The following is an 18339-nucleotide window of genomic DNA, read 5'->3' on the forward strand; positions in this document are numbered from 1 at the left end:
TCAAAGATAACTTTTATGCGCATTTTGCTCATAGGCGAGTACAGTGGTTTTCACAATTCCCTTAAATCAGGCCTTCAAGAACTAGGTCATGAGGTCACACTCGTGGGCGATGGTGATGGTTTCAAGAAATTCCCTGTTGACATTGAAGTAGGCAGTGATTATTTTAGAAGAGACTGGTTACGTGAAAAAGTAAAAGTAGCCTGGTGGAAACTCACAGGGAATAATCTAGAAGATCAGATTCGTTTAGCACGCTTCCGCGAAAGCGAGCATCTCATGAAAGGCTACGATATTATTCAGTTTATCAATTCTAACCCATTCGGTTGCGAGGCAAATGTAGAGTGGGAAATGATAGATTATTTATTGAAAAATAATGGTAAAGCATACCTTGCTGCCTGTGGTGACGACTATCCTTATGCTCAATATTTGACCCAAGAACATGAAGGCTACAGCATTCTCACTCCTTATCATGAAGATGCTTCTTTAAAAAAACACTTTGCTCATACTTTTAAATACCTGCAAAAAGGTTATCAAAGTAATTACGAAAATCTACTAGCTCGATGCGAAGCAATCATTCCATCGCATGTAGATTTTAAAATGGCTCTGGAAAACGAATCTAAAAGTACCAAGATGATACCGTGTGCAGTGGTTCTTAAAAATCTTGAGTTAGAGCAAAACCATATCACTACTCCAGTTGAAATTTTTATGGGAATTAATCGTGGTAATTACCATAAAAAAGGAATTCCTTACTTTGAAAAAGCCCTGAAGATTATCAAAGAAAAATATGCAAATCGAGTAAATATCACTGTTGCAGAAAATCTACCTTATCAAGAATATATCAAGTCTTATAAAAAGTGCCACGTTCTTCTCGACCAAGTATTGAGCTATGACCAAGGTTATAATTCACTCGAGGCTATGGCCCAAGGAAAAGTAGTTTTTGCAGGAGCTGGATTACCATTCTTAAAAGCATATCATCTTAAAACCGCACCGCTCATAGACGCTCAACCCGATGTAGATGATCTCGTTGAACAATTATCTCACCTCATCGATAATCCCGACGAGCTATTCAAAATAGGTCAAGAAGCTAGAACTTTCATAGAGAAATATCATGACTCAGTCATTGTGGCTCGACAATATCAAGAAATTTATATTTCTTAATATCGGCAAGTTAATTATATAGGCTATACGATATTAAGAATAATTTTGTACCTTTGGGTATGGAAAAAAAATGGAATGATATCATGGTGTCGCAAGACATACAAGAAGTCCTGAAGAAAATAGACGAGAAGAAGACTCGGCTGGATTCTTTCAGACCATTTCCTAGTTACGTACTTCATAGTATTAAAGAAAGTCTTACTGTAGAATGGACCTATAATTCAAACAGTATAGAAGGAAACACGCTTACACTTCAAGAAACAAAAATGGTTCTAGAAGAAGGCCTTACAGTAAGTGGTAAACCATTGCGAGAACATTTTGAAACTGTAAATCATCATGACGCTATCCATTATGTAGAATCCATTGTAGCACCAGACTATATTTTGAGAGAACGTGATATTTTAAATGTTCATGAATTAGTGCTGGATAAAATCGATAAGGATTTTGCTGGTCGCATACGTAATGCTGGTGTGAGGATAAGTGGTGCAAACTTTGTCCCACCTAATGCTAGAAAAGTTCCTGATTTATTTGAAAAATTGATTGAATGGACTAATAATGGTAGCTATATGCATCCTGTTATTAAAGCTGCTATGTTTCATCACCGGTTTGTATGGATCCACCCATTTTTTGATGGAAATGGTCGCACGGTACGATTGATTTACAATTTGCTATTAATGAAGGAAGGTTTTCCTCCAGCGATAATTTTAAAAGTAGATAGAAAAAGATATTACACAGCGCTTAATGATGCAAATAATGGCAAGTTTGAAAAGCTTTTTGCACTTGTCTGTCAAGCTACATTGAGGTCACTGGATATTTATTTGAGTAATCTAGATGATACTGCTGGCGACTATGCTCCTATTTCAAATATTGTTAAAGAACCATCTATTAAATACGGTCAGGAATATGTGAGTTTACTTGCTCGACAAGGTAAAATAGATGCTTACAAAGAAGGAAGAGTATGGTATACTACTGAAAAAGCCGTTCAAGACTATGTGGCTGGAAGAAAGAGGAAACGATTACTTCAGTAGGTAGTTAGCTGTTAGCTGTTAGCTGTTAGCTGTTAGCTGTTAGCTGTTAGCTGTTAAGATTTGAAAAAAATTGCCTGTTGAAAAGTCCTTTTAAGTTTATTTATAAACAGCTCTTGTTTATTTGTAACAGCATCCAAGCTTAAAACTGAGACTGGATACTCAAGTTTTGGACTGTGGACTGTGGACTGTGGACTGTAGACTAAAACCTAACGGTTCTTCCACTGAATATCCAGGCCATTAAAATCTGTTGCGGTTTGTTCTTTAGCTTGTTTAGGAATCATGAATTCAAATTCTAGAGCGATTTCAAGATCATCATCTAGGTAAAAGAGCATGGTTTCTTCTCCTTCATAATCACAAATTACTACAGCATGAATTTCGTGCACCGTGAAGTATTCATCTTTTACTTCTTGTGGTTCCACAAACTCAACATAATGCAATACTCTTGCTCCTTTAAAGTAATCGATTTGCTCTAAGTAGATGTCTTTTTCCATGTTGCAAAGGTAATATTAGTTTGTGAGTCGTAAGCTGTGAGCCTTAGTAAATTGAAAAACCGCTTCAAAAGGTTGAAGCGGTTTTATATAATTTAATTAAATGAAATTTCTAAATCTCACGATTCACATCAAATCCTTCTAATAAATGTGCCACACGTTGAACAAACTGTCCACCTAGAGCTCCATTTACAACTCTGTGATCATAACTATGCGATAAGAACATTTTCATGCGTATTCCTATGAAATCACCATCTGGAGTTTCAATAACCGCAGGTACTTTTCTAATCGCACCCAAAGCAAGAATTCCTACCTGTGGCTGATTGATAATAGGTGTTCCAAGAACAGACCCGAAAGTTCCAACATTTGTCACAGTATAAGTTCCTCCTTGAGTATCGTCTGGTTTTAATTTACCATCTCTGGATCTTCTTGCAAGGTCGTTTACAGCCTTTGCCATACCCATAAGATTTAATTGATCAGCATTTTTAATTACAGGAACAATTAGATTACCATCTGGTAACGCGGCTGCCATACCTAAGTTGATATTCTTACGCTTGATGATGTTATCACCATCTACGGCAATATTCATCATCGGGAATTCTTTTAATGCCTTAGCCACTGCTTCCATAAAGATAGGTGTAAACGTAAGGTTCTCTCCTTCTCTTTTTGCAAACGCGTCTTTATGTTTCTTTCTCCAGTTCCAAATATTTGTCACGTCACATTCAATAAAACTTTGAACGTGAGCACTCGTTTGAACTGATGCTACCATGTGGTGAGCAATGAGTTTCCCCATACGAGTCATTTCCACAATTTCATCACCACCATTCACACTTACTGGTGCTGCAGTTGCTTTTTGAGCAGGAGCTTTTGTAGCAGGCGCCTCATTTTTAGCTGGAGCCACTGGAGCTGTTTTACCAGCTTTTTTATCTGCTATGTAAGCTAGAATATCATTTTTAGTCACACGATTATTAGTTCCAGTACCTGAAATAGATTCAAGTTCTGCAAGTGAGATATTTTCTTCTTTGGCGATATTCTTTACTAAAGGAGAATAAAAATTATCAGAATCTGAATAATCTGCTGGTGCAGCAGTTTCAATTCCTTTTTCTACAGTTTCAGCAGCAGCTTCCATTGCTTTTTCAACTTGTGCTGGAGCTTGAGTAGTTGCCGGTGCTGTTGTTGAGGCACTATCAGCATCAGTTTCTATAATGGCGATGGTTTGTCCAACTTGAACAACATCATCAACTTGAAAGAGTACTTCAACTAGCGTTCCATCCACTTCACTTGGTACTTCACTATCCACCTTATCTGTTGCTATCTCAAGGATTGCCTCATCAGCTTCAATAGTATCACCTACATTTTTGAGCCATGATGTTATAGTAGCCTCTGCTACTGACTCACCCATTTTAGGTAATTTAAGTTCAAATTTTGCCATATCGTATAGTAACTATATCGTTTTCTTAGAAGTTGCAAAAATAAGAATTCTAGAATAAGAAAGAGCTTTTTTAATGAGTGTTAGGACTAATTTAAGTTTCTACATTTAAAGCTCTAAATACGTAACACTTCCACGGGAAGAACTACTATCACTTCCTAGCATAAAATCCCTTTGCGGACTCAAGAATCTATATGTAATGTTTGAAACTGTATGACTTGCCATGAATTCAATCATTTGACCATAAGAAATAGTACGTGTATCCCAAATAATGACCATATCTAAATCCCTTGAGCAATTGAGTATTTCTTCATAATCCAAGGTTTTTTCAAACAGGTCTGATTTAAAATCTTTGTCACCAGTCACTAGAATTTCTTGCTTACCATTAATTGGATCATCAGATTTGGTCTCCAAAGATTTAGTAGCAATAATTCCTTTTAAGGCTAGATCTACGAGAGTTTTCTCCAACTTAGATTTCTTAAAATGCTTGTCATAGAACAATCCCATCGCACCATAGAATCTCTCAAGGTATTTTTTATCTTTAATAGTGCTTTCACCTTTAAAATGAATCACTTTCTCACTACCTAAATAGTAATTTTTATATCCTTTTTGCAATGCTGTATAACTCAAATCGATGTCCTCGCCATACATAAAATACATCGGGTCAAAACCGCCCAACTCCTCATAAACACTCTTTCTACAAACCATCATCGCTCCTACTAGAACTTCAATTTCTCCGTTCTGATCTTTTTCTAAGTGATTTGAATAATAATTAGAATCATTACCTAATATCTTTTGTCTTGCGATTTTCGGAGTTGGCACATTGCGCTTGCTTTCAGGCAGGAATGCTCCTGTGCCATCGATTAATTGTGTGGTGGTAAATGCTATTTGAGGATTCGCTTTCGCGAAAGCGAGTACCTCATCAAAAACCGTTTCACTTACAATCGTATCGGGATTTAAAATACATAAATAGGTACCAGCAGCGTGTTTCACTCCAATATTATTACCTTGAGAAAAACCTACATTCTCCTCATTTGCAATGACTTTCACCTGTGGATAGACAAAATGCAGCATTTGCAAACTGGAATCAGTCGAGTTGTTATCCACCACGATAACCTCAGCATTTATATTCTTAATGGCCTTAAAAACACTGTCCAGACACAACTCGAGAAAAGCTGCGGCGTTATAATTGAGTATGATGATGGATAAATCCACAGTTAGTTTTTTAGCGAATTCTCATAAGGAACACGATGTAGAATACTGCGCCCTAAGGTCACCTCATCTGCAAACTCAAGCTCGTCTCCTACTGCGATTCCTCTGGCTATAGTTGAAGTGTTTACCTCTAATTCACCTAGTTGCTTAAATATATAAAAGTTAGTCGTGTCACCTTCTATGGTAGGACTGAGCGCAAAAATAAGTTCCTGAACTCCATCAGTTTTAATACGTTCTATTAGTGATTTTATGTTCAAATCTTGTGGCCCGATTCCATCCATAGGACTTATTTTTCCTCCTAGAACATGATATAAACCACGATACTGACTCGTGTTTTCAATCGCCATCACATCACGTATGTCTTCTACCACACAAACAATGGTTTTGTCACGATTGTGACTCGCACATATTTCACAAATATCTATGTCACTCACGTTATGACAGTTCACACAAAATTTCAAATCGTGACGCATGTTAGTAAGCGCTTGAGCAAGCACGTCTGTCTGGTCTGCAGGTTGACGCATGAGATGCAGTACTAATCGCAATGCCGTGCGCTTACCTATTCCTGGCAATTGCGACACTTGATTAACGGCTTCTTCTAGGATTTTTGAGGAGAAATTCATGTGGTACAAATATAAGAGTTGTGGTTTTAAGAATTTGAATTTGAAGTCGAATCTGAACTCGAAATCTAAATCAGTTATAAACTGTTCTTGACCTGACTTTACCAGCACGTTGCACTCAAATATACATTTGCAGCTTAGAAAACAGAAACCTATGAATTAAAAATAGGTAATCGGTAATCAAATTTTACGAAGTAAAAAGAGAATTAGCAATTTTTGAGTTTGTACTAAAATCATGTTACTAGTAAATTGTTCTCGACTGCGCTCGAACTGACATTTGCTATTAGAAATTGTATGAGTACTTTAGCATTAAAATTTATTCTGTGACTTCTACACAAATTCTTATTGCCATAGCGGTTTATTTTGCGGTGCTTATTCTTATCTCCTTTTTAGTAGGTCGTAAAGGTGATAGCGCTACTTTCTTTAGAGGTAATCGCAGCTCGCCGTGGTATGTAGTAGCTTTTGGAATGATAGGTGCTTCACTAAGTGGTGTGACTTTTATAAGTGTTCCTGGTGCTGTTGAACTAGGCGCGATGAATTATTTTCAAGTCGTACTGGGTTATATTCTAGGTTATGCAGTGATAGGACTAGTCTTGTTACCGCTTTATTATCGCATGAACTTGACTTCTATTTATACGTACCTGAATGATAGGTATGGAAGTGCTGCTCAATATACAGGCTCGAGTTTCTTTTTACTTTCTAGGATAGTAGGTGCTAGTTTCAGGCTTTACTTGATTGCTGGTGTGTTGCAAGATTTTGTTTTTGAGAATATGGGAATTGCATTTTGGCAAACGGTAACGCTTACTGTAATTCTTATATGGCTATATACTTTTAAGTCTGGTATCAAAACTATAGTCTGGACAGATACGTTACAGACTTTATTCATGCTTGTTGCCGTAGGTGTTGCTATTTACTTTGTCTCTGACGGACTAGGATTGAACGGTATAGGAGAAATAACATCTTTTATTGCAGATAGTGAAATGTCACAAATCTTTTTCTGGGATGACTGGAAAAGTGGTCAGCACTTTGTAAAACAATTTATCGCTGGAGCATTTATTGCCATAGTAATGACTGGACTAGATCAAGATATGATGCAAAAAAACTTGACTTGCCGCAGTTTAAAAGACGCGCAAAAGAACATGTTTTGGTTCACCATCGTGCTCACTTTTGTAAACTTAGTATTTCTAGGACTAGGTGTTTTACTAACAGAATACGCAGCATTTGCCGGTACAGGCGGATTCAAAGATTCGTTATTCCCATGTATTGCATTACAGTCTGAAATGGGAATAGGTCTAGGACTGGTGTTTATCTTAGGTTTAATTGCCGCTGCTTATTCCAGTGCAGACAGCGCACTAACGTCATTAACAACATCTTTCTCAGTTGATATTTTAAATATAGAGAAGAATTATAATGAGAAAAAGCAGAATCTTTTACGTAAAGGAATCCACGTAGGATTTTCAGTCGTGCTTATACTGGTGATTGTGAGTTTTGAATACTTGATAAAAGATGCTAGTGTCATCAACAAACTTTTTGTGTTTGCCGGTTACACTTATGGTCCTTTATTAGGATTGTTCTCTTTTGGAATTTTAACTCGTTTGAAAGTACCTCATCTAGCAACGCCTATGATTGCGATAGCTTCACCTTTCATTGCTTATGCCATCAGCTGGTTTGCGCTAGAAGTATTTGAGTTTGAATTTGGATTCTTTGTGTTGTTACTCAATGGAGCTGTAACCTTTTTAGGTTTGCTTATTGCTTCTGCTTTTAATAAAGATTAATACTGTCCTGTACCGAGTAGTACTAGTGTACAAGCCACCTCTGACTTGATATTGTTCTCAGATAGCATTTTATAAAATTCTGGATTTTCAGTTCCAGGATTAAAAATCACGCGTTGTGGTTTCAAACTTATGATATACTCATAATACTGCGGCTGTCTCTGTGGATTGAGATACAAGGTCACCGTATCAATACCTATAAAAGGCAATAGTTCCTTGTGTATCTTAACGTCGTCCACGATTCCTTCTCGCAAACCTATCGCTACGGTTTCAATATTATTCTTGCGCAGTCTATAAATAGCAACGTTTGAATAACGTTCTTCTTTAAGTGATGCACCGAGTACCAAAGTTTTTTTAGACATATTTTAAGATAATAGCTGTAACATTTTTACAAATGTATCGTCTTTTAGGTGAAGGACTGATTATCCTTTGATTTATTTGAAATTGAATTGTTTATTGAAAAAGAAAAATTCAAACCTAATAATCGTATAGTTCATAATTAATGGTTAGTGTTATTGTACGATTTAGAAAACCCGAGCTTGCAGGCTCGGGTTTTTGATTTTAAGAGAATTAATATCAGACCGTCAAACACCCAACTCCTGTCTTCCCTCAAGGGAAGATGACGAATTTAAATCGCTCAGCCAATTGGTCATTTATTAGATTTATTGTTTCTCCCTAAATATCTAGCTGTAACAGAAACATAAAATATCACCAAAATAAATAAAGAGATATAAAAGAATAATTCCAATAAGTCTGTTTGGTTGGTTTCCGTTTTACCGATGTAATCGATTTCAGGCTCTTTAGTAATCATTAAATACGAACATCCTAAAAACCATAAATGAACAATCACTATTTGAATTTTAAAAGTCAGTCTCCTTAATCCCAATATTTTAGAATTTAATTACCACTTTATAACCGCGCTACCCCAAGTAAATCCGCTACCGAAAGCTGCGAGAACCACTGTGTCGCCTTCTTTAATTTTTCCTTCTTCCCATGCCTCGCAAAGAGCAATAGGAATAGAAGCTGCTGTGGTGTTACCGTATTTCTGGATATTGTTATAGACTTGGTCGTCAGTTAACTGGAATTTCTTTTGGATGAACTGTGAGATACGCAAGTTTGCCTGGTGCGGCACAAGCATATCAATATCGCTTACTTGAAGACCATTTGTTTCAAGTCCTTCCATAATCACCTCGCTGAAACGTCTTACTGCATTTTTAAACACAAACTGCCCATTCATATATGGATAGTAAGGAATATCCTCTTGCGGATTCTCCTCTATAATCTCAGGAACCCAATGCATAGTTGATGGACCTTTAAGCGATAATTCTAGTGCGTGTTTCCCTTCACTGTGTAAATGCGTGGAGAGAATTCCGCGTCCTTCTTTTTCACTTCTGGAAACTACTGCTGCTCCTGCTCCATCACCAAATATCACTGAAACAGAACGTCCACGAGTAGTCATATCGAGTCCACCGCTGTGATTCTCTGCACCTATCACGAGTACATTTTTATACATACCCGTTTTAATAAACTGGTCTGCAACAGACAGAGCGTAGACAAAACCACTACACTGGTTGCGCACATCTATCGCAGGACAAGTATGAATTCCCATCATATCCTGAACTTGCACTCCACAACCTGGAAAATAATAATCTGGTGACAACGTCGCAAACACGATCATTTCTATGTCGCCTTTTGAAACCTGTGCTCGTTCCAGTGCAATTTCGGCCGCTTTTACGCCCATAACAGCCGTAGAATTTCCATCACCTTTTTTAATATGACGTCTTTCTTGAATCCCAGTACGTTCCTGTATCCAGGCATCGTTTGTATCCATTAATTTAGAAAGGTCGTCGTTTGTAACTATATTTTCTGGGACATATTTTCCCATTCCTGTAATGCGAGAAGTGTACATAATTTATCTTTGTATTCACTGCAATATAACTACTAGACCTGTTATTTTGCTAGCACTTTGCTTAAATTTTATGATGTCTCATAGCTTATTCCCATCCCATTTTCCCGATATCCCAGACGCTCAGGTGCAGTATGATGGTGGTTTTTACGCTTTCGCGAAAGCGGAACAATTACAATCACAGCTATTACAAGAAACACCATGGAGGCAAAACAAAATAACCGTTTATGGCAAGGAACACAACGAGCCACGATTGACACAATTATACGGCGACGCTGGAATATCTTATGGTTACAGCAATATTAACCACGACGCATTACCATGGACAGCAACCTTACAATCCATAAAAGCCGACGTAGAAAAAGCGGCTGGCACCACTTTTAATGTATGCCTAATAAATCGCTACCGCGATGGGCAAGATTCAAACGGCTGGCATGCAGACAATGAAAAAGAACTGGGAAACAATCCCGTGATTGCATCAATAAGCTTAGGTCAAGAGCGTTTTTTTCATTTGAAACACAATGAGAATAAAGACTGGCGTTTCAAATTCCTATTAGAACACGGCAGCTTGTTAATCATGGCTGGAGAAACACAACATACCTACAAACATCAAATTGCCAAAACCAAAAAAGTAATTAGTGAACGGATCAACCTTACTTTTAGGAAGATTGTTAAACGGTAGTTTAGGTAAGTGTTAACGATACTTATAATTTGTAATTGTAAATTGTTAATGTTTAATACGACTACCATCACATGGCAAGAGCAAAAGACATTTTAGACAACTTAGATGAACGTTCCATAGACCGCATTATAGAAATGGGCTGGGAAGACCGCACACCATTTGATGCGATAGAAGCCCAGTTTGGTGTTACAGAAAGTCAGGTGATAAAAATCATGCGCAACCAGATGAAGGAAAGCAGTTTCCGCATGTGGAGAGCTCGCGTGCAAGGTCGTTCTACTAAACATGTCGCGCAACGTGATCCAGAGATGGACCGTTTCCGCTGTTCTAGACAGCGTCATATCTCAAATAATAAGGTTTCTAAGAGGTAAATTTTACCCGTTTATATTTTAATAGGATAGGCAATAGTCTGTCCTTTTTTTATGGCTCAATAATTTAGTTTTGTCTAACTTAGGCACAACATTTGCCTTAATGGATAGTTGTTAATTTGAATGATGATTTTATATTTCAATTATGAAAAAACTAGTTTTAATACTCGCATTTCTACCATTTTTAGGTTTCTCTCAAAACCTATTTAATAAAGGAAAGCAAGAAGTTGAAAAAGACCCTACGGAACTAAACATCAATGAAAATGTTCAAGGAACGTTGTGGATTCCAGAAGGTGTATCAAATCCGCCGTTGTTGATTCTATTAACTGGTAGTGGACCAAATGATCGAGATGGAAATAGTGTGATGACTAAAAATGATGGTCACAAACAACTTGCTCTTGCTTTAAAAGAACAAGGAATTGCAACCTATCGCTATGATAAACGTGTGGTAACTCAAATCAAGAATAAAAAAGTAGATCCTAACACGACCTTTGAAGATTTTATTACCGATGCTCGTGCAGTGGTCGCTCATTTTGAAAAAGACAATCGTTTCTCTAAACTTTACATAGCTGGTCATAGTCAAGGTTCTCTAGTAGGAATGCTTGCCGTTAATGAAAATGTAGATGGTTTTATCTCACTGGCTGGTGCTGGTGAGCCTATTGATAATGTTATCGTTTCTCAAATCGCGGCGCAAAGTCCTGGGCTTGATACTATAGCTCGAGCTACTTTTGATAAAATGCGCAATCAGAAAGAAGTTGTAGAAGATGTAAATCCTTATTTAATGCAGTTACAAGGTCCACAAATACAACCCTTCATGAAGTCATGGATGGCATATCATCCCGCTGTTGAAATCGCAAAGCTCAAAACACCTGTACTTATTATTAATGGTGATCGAGATTTTCAAGTTGCCGTTGCTCAAGCAAACATGCTTCATGAAGCGCTGCCTTCTAGCCAACTAGAAATTATTGAAGGCTTAAATCATGTCCTTAAAAAAGTAGGTAAAGATGATATCGAAGCTGCTAAGAGCTATACTGATGTCAACTTCCCTATTCATCCAGAGCTTATAGAAAAAATGGTAGCTTTTATGAAGTAGATTTCTTTATTGTATTACGTTTCCGCGAAAGCGCATTTCATATTATCTAAAATTTATAAAGTCGTATTTTGCATTCTTACAAAATATGACTTTATGATTTTTCAAGAAGCTGCCGAAAAAATAATGGACACCACGCCATTTGTAACTAAGGACACGATTGTTTTTGGACTTTTAATGATGTGCCTGGCGCTGGTTTTTTATTCTTCTTCTTTAAAAACAGGATTCTGGTCCAGGTTTTATAAAATCGTTCCGGCACTTTTAATGTGCTATCTCTTGCCTTCTATACTGAGCTCGCTAGGAGTTATCGCTCCAGAGTGGATTACGATAGGTGAATACGGTACAACAACTAAACATAGTTCATCACTATATTATATGGCATCTCGTTATTTATTACCAGCTGCACTGGTTTTAATGACACTTTCAATAGATTTAAAAGCAGTTTTTAATCTAGGACCTAAAGCACTCATCATGTTCTTAACAGGAACTCTGGGAATCGTTATAGGTGGACCTATTGCTATTTTAATAGTTGGTTCTTTTTCTCCAGAAACTGTCGGTGGTGAAGGTTTTGATGCTGTGTGGCGTGGCCTTTCTACTCTTGCAGGAAGCTGGATAGGTGGTGGCGCAAATCAAACTGCTATGCTTGAAGTTTATGAATTTAATCAAGCTAAGTATGGCGGAATGGTGCTCGTAGATATAGTGGTGGCTAACTTGTGGATGGGAATATTACTTTTTGGGATTGCAAAAGCTTCAAAAATAGACCGCTGGTTTGGTGCAGATAGTCAAGCGATTGAAGACCTTAAAAAACGTGTGTCAGATTACACAGCTAGTGTTAAACGAGAAGCAACTTTTACAGATACTATGGTAATGCTTGGTATCGGTTTTGGTGCTGTGGCCATTGCCCATTTTGGAGCTAATTATTTCTCGGACTTAATGAGCGGAATGGATGGTATTGCAAAAAATATTTATTTGAGTTTCTTAACAAGCCAGTTTTTCTGGATGATATCTATCGCTACGTTGATAGGAATAGGATTATCATTTACACCAGCAAAAAGTTATGAAGGAACCGGTGCGAGTAGTATAGGTAGTATTTTCATTTATGTTCTTGTGGCAACTATAGGAATGAAAATGGATTTAACTCAAATCGTTGAGAACCCTTTACTTATCCTAGTAGGCGTGATATGGATGATGATTCATGCAGGTTTGCTTATTCTCATAGCAAAATTAATTAAAGCTCCATACTTTTTCCTTGCTGTAGGCTCGCAAGCAAATGTAGGTGGCGCAGCGAGCGCTCCTATTGTTGCTGCAGAGTTTCACCCATCGCTAACCAGTGTAGGTGTGTTGCTTGCTGTTTTTGGATACGTAGTCGGAACTATAGGCGCAATTGCTTGTACAGTTTTAATGCAAATGGTGGCTACTTCTTAGAATATTTAAAACTTATATATCATATTTGCAGCCCAATAAAAAAAGCTCATGAAAAACTTATTAATAGCCCTATTAATTACTACTATTCTATCTTCTTGTAGTGAGGACAGAAAAGGAATGATCACCGTAAATGGTACTGTTGACGGACTTAAAGTAGGTAAAATTTATTTACAGCAATTGCAGGATACTACTGTTATTAATGTAGATTCTGTTATCGTAGATGGTGAAAAGCCATTTCAACTAAGCGCCGCTATTGATGAGCCTCAATTAATGTATTTATACCTTGATAAAAAAGATGGAACTATCTATGATGATCGCCTTCATTTTTTTGCAGAAGATACTATCATTAACATTGCAACTACACTAGATAAATTTGAGACAGCAGCTATTATCACAGGTTCTAAAAATCAAAGACTTTACAGTGAGTTTAGTAAAGTAAACAGACAACTATCTGCTCAATATACCGACTTATTCAAACGCAGTTTAAGATTGAGCCAGGCCGATGTGCGAAACCAAGATTCTATTAATGCGCTATCAAATGATATTGATAAGCATTTAAAGAGAAAAGTGGGATATGCTATAAATTTTGCGATGCTCCATAAAGATTATGAAGTAGCTCCATTTATTCTTTTAAAAGAAGGATTTGAGGCAAATCCAGTTTACTTAGATAGTGCGTATAACATGATGCCAAAAAAAATTCAGAGCAGTCGTTATGGAAAACAACTGTCTGAATTTATAAAAGATAAAAAGGAAAATTTATAGCTTGTTGATACGAGCGATAAGTTCACTTCCTTTAGTTTCAAGATCTGCACGCACACTTTTTAGGTTTGCTTTGCGGTTCTCAACAGATTTGTCGTTCACTTTTGCGATTAACTCATCAAATACTTTGATGCTATCATCAACTATCGCCTCAGATGCTGCTGCGTCTGCTTCTGGATTAGTTGCTTGATGTATTAATGCTGCTTCTATAATATCTCCTAATACGAAGTTGATATCTTGTTTAAGGTCTCTAATGCTTGCCATGGTAAATTATTTTTTGCAAAAATACGCCAAAATTATACGTTACAGATGAACGCTCAATAATTTTGCTTCTTTGCTTGCTTTTATAAGAACATAAGGTACGGCTGCAGGAATAAGTATAGTTTGAGCTCCGTCTAGTTGATGGTGTATTCCATTACATATCACTTCACAAGATTCTCCTACATTCATGAGCACCATAAAACTGTCGTGCTCACTAACTGCTAGTCGATTGCATCCTGTAAAATGAAGATAATCTGTCGTAAAATATTGATTTGACGCTAGATTTTGCTGACCTACTTTTTCAGGATTATATGGAATCACATGATCTAGCGATTCTTTATAATTACTGACCTCTATAGAATCTTTTATGTGCAGTTCACGAGTATTACCTTGATCATCTTTACGATCAAAGTCATAAACTCTATAGGTAATATCGCTGGATTGTTGAATTTCGGCAAGTGTGATTCCAGCACCTATCGCATGGATTAATCCTGGTTTAATAAAAAATGCGTCGCCGGTTTTTACTTGGATTTCATTTAATAAGTCGAGTACGGTGTTTTGTGAAATCGCTTCCGCGAAAGCGTCTTGAGTACAATCATTCTTGAACCCTAAAATGAGTCGAGAATCTGGCACAGCATCCATGATATACCACATCTCTGTTTTACCGAAGCTATTGTGTTTTTTTAACGCAACGGAATCATCGGGATGGACTTGAATAGATAAATCCTTTGCAGCGTTAATGTATTTAATCAGTAACGGAAATTGCTCTCCAAAATTTTCAATCACCTTATTTCCAAGAAGTTCCTTGGGAAATAGATGTATAAGTTGATTGAGATCTTGACCTGAATATGGACCATTCTCAACCACACTTATATCATTTTCCACTACTGAAATCTCCCAGCTTTCTCCTAACTGCGGTACGGCTGGTGTGACATTTTTGAGTTTATTAAGTTCTTCACCACCCCAAAGTTTATCTTTAAGTATAGGTTTAAAACTTAATGGGTATAACTGCATTATTCTCCTTTATAGACAACAAAGTTACGTTCTGTTTCATAAAGTTTTACCTCAATCTCATATTTAGAGTCAAGTTTTGCTTTAATCTTGTTATAAATTACGAAAGCAATATTCTCTGCGGTAGGATTTAAGGTTGCAAATTCTGGCACTTCAATATTAAGATTTTTGTGATCAAAGGCATCTTCCACCTCTGATTTAATGACATCTTTGAGAATTTTTAAATCGATAAGGTAACCAGTTTCTGGATCTACTTCTCCAGTGACTCCTACTTCTAGATCATAGTTATGACCATGAAAGTTAGGGTTATTACATTTCCCAAAAATAGATTGGTTTTTCTCTTCACTCCAGTCAGGTCTGTGTAATCTATGGGCTGCGTTAAAATGTGCTTTGCGATATGCTGTTAACCTCATGAGATGTGTTTATAATACTTGTCAAAGATAATTTTAAACCAAGCGGTATAGATGTCTGGTTGTGCTGCGATATCTTTTTTAATGTCGTTTGCTGTCATCCATTTAAAACTTGCAACTTCGTCTGGATTGATATTAGGGTCCTCATTTGAATTCCCTACCATTACATGATCGAGTTCATGCTCTGTTAACCCATTATCAAATGGTGCAATGTAAATGAAATGAAAGAGTTCTTCAAGGTCTGCGGTCATTCCCATTTCCTCCATGAGTCTTCTTTTCCCAGCTTCTATATTACTTTCTCCATCACGTTGATGGCTGCAACAAGTGTTAGTCCACAATCCTGGAGAATGGTATTTACTTAATGCACGTTGTTGCAACAAGATTTCATTTTTATCATTGATAAGAAAAACTGAAAAAGCACGATGTAGTAATGCTTTTTCATGAGCCTCAATCTTTTCCATGAGTCCTACTTTCTCATCATGTTCATTTACTAATATTACTTGTTCTTTCATCAAATTTATCTATCTCTCAAAAATACAAAAGGTAATTGAGTGAATTACTAATGGTTTCATAAAGATATGTCGCATAAAAAAGCCTTTCTTACTTATGTAGAGAAAGGCTTTTTAATATTATAAATGTAATGATTTACTTCTTCATCACTATAAATTCTGATCGTCTATTTAACTGATGTTGTTCCTCAGTACAATCAACTCCATTAGAACATTCATTAGTCAATTGGAATTCACCATAACCTGCAGCTGTTAATCTTGAAGCTGCGATTCCTTTTTCAATTAAATAACCACGAGTACTTTTTGCTCTACGATCACTCAATTTCATATTGTATAAATCTGGTGCGCGACTGTCTGTATGAGATCTTATATCTATTTCACTAGTAGGATATGCTCTCATGAACGCAAGTACTTTTTGTAATTCAATCTCTGCATCATATCTTATGTTTGATTTATCAAAATCAAAGTAAATAGGATTCAAATCTAAGATATCATTAAGGTCATCACCTACTTTTACATTAGTCAGTTTATCATCAATGGTTTCACCTTTTTCAACTTCAAGTGGAGCTTGAATAGTTCCAGACACACCAGGTGTTGTAACAACATCCTCAGCAACCGTGTAACCTTCTTTTTCACCACGTATTCTGTAGGTATGATCACAATCTGCTAGGAATTTATAAGCAGCATCATCTCCCGTAGTGATTTCTTTTACGATATTATTATCGCTATCAATTAATGTTACCACAGCATTAGGAATAATCATTCCCGTACCTTCTTGTGTAACTACTCCTTCAATAAAGACTTTACATTGTAATGGTTTAGTTTCTTTGAATCTGTAAATATCATCCAGTCCTTTACCTTCAGGTCTGTTTGAACTGAAGTAACCCATTTTGTTACGATCATCAACTATAAAAGCGAAATCATCATAAGGTCCATTTAAAGGTTTCCCTACATTAACTGGGGTTTCAGGAATTCCTGCATTATCTAGTGTAGATACAAAAACATCTAAACCACCTAATCCAAGTAATCCAGTTGAAGAGAAATAAAGATTTCCGTTCTCGCTTACAAATGGGAACAATTCATTTCCGGCAGTATTAATACCTTCAAGATTCATAGGTGTACCTAAATTTCCAGACTCATCGATGTCTACTACCCATATATCTGAAAGTCGCTCACCGTCAGGACCTATCATGCTTCCATCTCTATCACTAGCAAAGTATAATTTATCTTCGGCAGCGTTCAATGCTGGATGAGCTGTGGAAAACTCATCACCATTGATGTTGAGTTCTTCCATGTTTTGCCACTCTTCTTTTTCACTTGAACGTCTAGCTCTAAAGATTTTAAGCTTGTTTATATCATCAGTACTTTTCTTATACTTTCCTTTATAGTAATTATTTCTAGTGAAGTAAACGGTATTACCATCTTTGGTATAAACCGCATTGCTCTCATGAAACTTAGTATTTAAATTACCTGATAAAGGTTTCACATTGCTTAGCGCACCAGTTGAATCTGCCGCGTCTGCTTGATAAAGATTCAGAAAAACTCTTTCATTCCATTTATGACGTCTCTTAACCAAAGATGTGGTATCTCTAGAACTTGCAAAAACAACAGTGAATTTATCTTTATAATATGCTGTACCAAAATCTTGAGCCTTAGTATTAATGTCACAATTCACAACCTCAAAACGACCTGATTGCATTTCTATTAACTCTAAGTAATTAGGTTCTTTCAAATATCTATCTGAGTTATCACTAGAACCTTTTAAAGCTACACTTTCCTTCATGATAGCACTAGCCTTATCATACTCACCAACCGCTTTAAGAGATTGTGCATATCTAAAGAAATACTCCTTTTCTATAAGTTCTTTGTTGAAATTAAAAAGCTTTTCATACCATTTGTGAGCATTAACATAGTCGTTATTGAAATAGTAAGTATCACCTAGTTTTGAGAATAACTCTCTACTTTCAAAACCGTTATTAACCACTTCAAGATACATTTGTTGTGCATCTATATAGGCCAATCTTTTAAAGTCGTTGTTAGATTCTTTTATCAAATCTTTCTGACCATAACTAAATATACCTGTGAAAGTAATCGCTATTATGAGAATTCTATGTAACATATTTTTTCCTATTGACATAATTAAAAGAATCGAGGTGTTATAATCTTATCGTAGCTGTTGAACAACTCAAATCGCATGAACAATTCATAACTACCATCATT

At 36.5% G+C, this 18339-nt stretch carries 19 protein-coding genes; 8 read left to right on the forward strand and 11 right to left on the reverse strand.

What is annotated here, in order from left to right; all coding sequences use genetic code 11:
• Positions 1-15: 15 nt before the first annotated feature.
• Positions 16-1155, forward strand: coding sequence for a glycosyltransferase (locus ACSHWW_RS11645; protein ID WP_435682635.1), 1140 nt, complete (start codon positions 16-18; stop codon positions 1153-1155).
• Between the two features lie 59 nt (positions 1156-1214).
• Entirely contained in the window at positions 1215-2180 is a 966-nt protein-coding gene (locus ACSHWW_RS11650) for a Fic family protein (protein ID WP_435682636.1), read from the forward strand.
• A 206-nt stretch (positions 2181-2386) separates the two neighbouring features.
• Here ACSHWW_RS11650 and ACSHWW_RS11655 read toward each other — a convergent pair whose 3' ends face one another.
• From ACSHWW_RS11655 to recR, 4 genes are all read right to left on the reverse strand, one after another.
• Positions 2387-2671 (reverse strand): hypothetical protein, encoded by a 285-nt coding sequence (locus tag ACSHWW_RS11655; RefSeq protein WP_435682637.1) that lies wholly within the window; start codon positions 2669-2671, stop codon positions 2387-2389.
• 109 nt (positions 2672-2780) lie between these two features.
• A complete protein-coding gene (locus ACSHWW_RS11660; RefSeq protein WP_435682638.1) occupies positions 2781-4100 on the reverse strand; it encodes a dihydrolipoamide acetyltransferase family protein in 1320 nt (439 codons plus the stop codon).
• A gap of 105 nt (positions 4101-4205) precedes the next feature.
• Positions 4206-5312 carry a glycosyltransferase family 2 protein gene (locus tag ACSHWW_RS11665; protein ID WP_435682639.1) on the reverse strand — a complete coding sequence of 369 codons (1107 nt, stop codon included), beginning with the start codon at positions 5310-5312 and terminating at the stop codon, positions 4206-4208.
• 2 nt (positions 5313-5314) lie between these two features.
• A complete protein-coding gene (gene recR, locus ACSHWW_RS11670) occupies positions 5315-5932 on the reverse strand; it encodes a recombination mediator RecR (RefSeq protein ID WP_435682640.1) in 618 nt (205 codons plus the stop codon).
• A gap of 320 nt (positions 5933-6252) precedes the next feature.
• On the opposite strand from recR, the gene ACSHWW_RS11675 reads away from it, so the two are divergent.
• Positions 6253-7704 (forward strand): sodium:solute symporter, encoded by a 1452-nt coding sequence (locus tag ACSHWW_RS11675; protein WP_435682641.1) that lies wholly within the window; start codon positions 6253-6255, stop codon positions 7702-7704.
• Here ACSHWW_RS11675 and ACSHWW_RS11680 read toward each other — a convergent pair.
• Both ACSHWW_RS11680 and ACSHWW_RS11685 read right to left on the reverse strand, forming a co-directional pair.
• Complete coding sequence (locus ACSHWW_RS11680) at positions 7701-8063, reverse strand: CoA-binding protein (RefSeq protein ID WP_435682642.1); 363 nt, start codon at positions 8061-8063, stop codon at positions 7701-7703. The two genes, ACSHWW_RS11675 and ACSHWW_RS11680, sit on opposite strands and share 4 nt — an antisense overlap.
• A gap of 539 nt (positions 8064-8602) precedes the next feature.
• Complete coding sequence (locus ACSHWW_RS11685; protein WP_435682643.1) at positions 8603-9610, reverse strand: 3-oxoacyl-ACP synthase III family protein; 1008 nt, start codon at positions 9608-9610, stop codon at positions 8603-8605.
• Positions 9611-9683: 73 nt separating this feature from the next.
• Between ACSHWW_RS11685 and ACSHWW_RS11690 the strand changes: the two genes are divergently transcribed.
• The 5 genes from ACSHWW_RS11690 (at position 9684) to ACSHWW_RS11710 (ending at position 13931) form a co-directional block, all read left to right on the forward strand.
• Complete coding sequence (locus tag ACSHWW_RS11690) at positions 9684-10289, forward strand: alpha-ketoglutarate-dependent dioxygenase AlkB family protein (RefSeq protein ID WP_435682644.1); 606 nt, start codon at positions 9684-9686, stop codon at positions 10287-10289.
• A gap of 71 nt (positions 10290-10360) precedes the next feature.
• On the forward strand, positions 10361-10657 hold the full coding sequence (locus ACSHWW_RS11695) for a TIGR03643 family protein (RefSeq protein WP_435682645.1): 297 nt from the start codon (positions 10361-10363) through the stop codon (positions 10655-10657).
• Between the two features lie 142 nt (positions 10658-10799).
• Positions 10800-11747, forward strand: coding sequence for an alpha/beta hydrolase (locus tag ACSHWW_RS11700; RefSeq protein WP_435682646.1), 948 nt, complete (start codon positions 10800-10802; stop codon positions 11745-11747).
• 93 nt (positions 11748-11840) lie between these two features.
• Complete coding sequence (locus tag ACSHWW_RS11705; RefSeq protein WP_435682647.1) at positions 11841-13169, forward strand: DUF819 domain-containing protein; 1329 nt, start codon at positions 11841-11843, stop codon at positions 13167-13169.
• A 48-nt stretch (positions 13170-13217) separates the two neighbouring features.
• Positions 13218-13931 (forward strand): DUF4369 domain-containing protein, encoded by a 714-nt coding sequence (locus tag ACSHWW_RS11710; RefSeq protein ID WP_435682648.1) that lies wholly within the window; start codon positions 13218-13220, stop codon positions 13929-13931.
• Here the strand turns inward: ACSHWW_RS11710 and ACSHWW_RS11715 are convergent.
• The 5 genes from ACSHWW_RS11715 to ACSHWW_RS11735 all read right to left on the reverse strand — a co-directional run bounded on the left by ACSHWW_RS11715 (position 13926) and on the right by ACSHWW_RS11735 (position 18256).
• Positions 13926-14192 carry a hypothetical protein gene (locus tag ACSHWW_RS11715; RefSeq protein ID WP_435682649.1) on the reverse strand — a complete coding sequence of 89 codons (267 nt, stop codon included), beginning with the start codon at positions 14190-14192 and terminating at the stop codon, positions 13926-13928. The two genes, ACSHWW_RS11710 and ACSHWW_RS11715, sit on opposite strands and share 6 nt — an antisense overlap.
• Positions 14193-14231: 39 nt before the next feature.
• A complete protein-coding gene (locus tag ACSHWW_RS11720) occupies positions 14232-15203 on the reverse strand; it encodes a type I phosphomannose isomerase catalytic subunit (RefSeq protein ID WP_435682650.1) in 972 nt (323 codons plus the stop codon).
• Positions 15203-15613: a 6-pyruvoyl trahydropterin synthase family protein gene (locus ACSHWW_RS11725; protein ID WP_435682651.1), complete on the reverse strand. Its 411-nt coding sequence runs from the start codon at positions 15611-15613 to the stop codon at positions 15203-15205. Before ACSHWW_RS11725 ends, ACSHWW_RS11720 begins: the two co-directional genes overlap by 1 nt.
• Positions 15610-16125 carry an isopentenyl-diphosphate Delta-isomerase gene (idi, locus tag ACSHWW_RS11730; protein WP_435682652.1) on the reverse strand — a complete coding sequence of 172 codons (516 nt, stop codon included), beginning with the start codon at positions 16123-16125 and terminating at the stop codon, positions 15610-15612. Before idi ends, ACSHWW_RS11725 begins: the two co-directional genes overlap by 4 nt.
• Before the next feature lie 130 nt (positions 16126-16255).
• Positions 16256-18256, reverse strand: coding sequence for an OmpA family protein (locus ACSHWW_RS11735; RefSeq protein ID WP_435682653.1), 2001 nt, complete (start codon positions 18254-18256; stop codon positions 16256-16258).
• Positions 18257-18339: the final 83 nt, after the last annotated feature.

The organism is Nonlabens sp. (genome assembly GCF_051251825.1).
Taxonomy (GTDB): Bacteria; Bacteroidota; Bacteroidia; order Flavobacteriales; family Flavobacteriaceae; genus Nonlabens.